Source organism: Kitasatospora sp. NPDC059571 (assembly GCF_042735675.1).
Lineage (GTDB): Bacteria > Actinomycetota > Actinomycetes > Streptomycetales > Streptomycetaceae > Kitasatospora.
This window is the reverse complement of the sequence record NZ_JBHWBW010000844.1, coordinates 1-1,285: the sequence shown is the minus strand read 5'-3', so window position 1 is coordinate 1,285 and position 1,285 is coordinate 1. Positions and strand designations below refer to the sequence as shown.

At 77.4% G+C, this 1,285-nt stretch carries 1 protein-coding gene and 1 pseudogene; both read left to right on the top strand.

The window, feature by feature from the left end:
* Positions 1–118: 118 nt before the first annotated feature.
* Positions 119–946 (top strand): annotated as a pseudogene (locus tag ACFV0G_RS39475) (PP2C family protein-serine/threonine phosphatase); the annotation flags it as partial.
* 35 nt (positions 947–981) lie between these two features.
* Positions 982–1,266: a SpoIIE family protein phosphatase gene (locus ACFV0G_RS39470; RefSeq protein ID WP_380558793.1), complete on the top strand. Its 285-nt coding sequence runs from the start codon at positions 982–984 to the stop codon at positions 1,264–1,266.
* Positions 1,267–1,285: the final 19 nt, after the last annotated feature.

Genomic DNA, 1,285 nt, shown 5'->3' with positions numbered 1-1,285 from the left:
GTGGCCCCCGGCCCCCCCGCCCGCCCCCCACCCGCCGCGCCCCGCCCCGCCCCCCCCGCCCCCCCCCCGCGCCGCCCCGGCCCGACCGCCCGCGCGGGAAGCCCCGCGCTCGGCGACCATGGAAAGGATGTTCACGCCCGCCCGCAGACCGTCCGGCACCGCCGGAGGGCCGCCCCGACGGCACCAGGTGATCGCCGAGGCCACCCGGACACCCCGCTGGGTGCTGCTGCTGCCCCTGGTCCTCGTCGTGGTCGAGCTGGTCTTCGACTTCGCGTGGCCGATGACCACGGCGGCCGGCTTCATGCTGACCGTCCTCCCGGTCGTGGTGGCCTTCGGCTTCGGCCCGGTCGCGGTCGCCGCCTCCACCGTGGTCGCCATCGCCCTGCAGATGCTGGTCTCCACCCACGCCCGCCACTTCTCCGAGCAGCACCACGTCTGGATCTACGTCGCCACCGCCCTCGCCGGGGCCATGGGCACCGCGCTCTCCTGGCAGCGGCTGCGCCAGTCCCACGACCTGCTGCGGGTGCGCAGCATCGCCGACGAACTCCAGCACGCCGTGCTCCGCCCGGTGCCGGACCGGGCCGGCGGACTGCGCACGGCGGGCCGCTACCGGCCCGCGCAGGCCGACATGGGGGTCGGCGGCGACCTGTACGAGGTCTGTGACACGCGGTTCGGGACCCGGATCCTGCTCGGCGACGTCCGCGGCAAGGGCCTGGACGCCGTGCGCACCGTCGCCGACGTGCTCGGCGCGTTCCGGGTCGCCGCGCACGAGACCGCTGACCTCGGCGAGCTCGCCGAACAGCTCGACCGGCACGTGCTGCGCGACGCCGTGAACGACGGCGACGACGAGCTGTTCGTGACCGCCGTGCTGCTGCAGCACCGCGGCCCCGGCCCGTCGGTCGAGGTGGTCAACCGGGGCCACCTGGCGCCGCTGTTGCTCGGCCCGGAAGGGGTGCGGCCGCGGTCCGCGGCCCGGAGTACCTGCCGCTGGGCCTCGGCCACCTCTCCGGCGGCCGGCACCTGCCGACCCGGCTCCGGCTGCCGCCCGGGCACACCCTGCTGCTGCACACCGACGGCGTCAGCGAGGCGCGCGACCGCAGCGGCGCCTTCTACCCGCTGCGGGCGCGGCTGGCCGGCCTCGGCACCACCGATCCGGCCGCGGTGGTCGACTTCCTGGACCGCGACGTCCGCCTGCACGCGGGTCGGCTGGGCGACGACCTCGCCCTGCTGGCCGTCACGCCGTGGACGGCGGACGGCCCGGGGTGACGGCGGTGCCGGTCGGCCC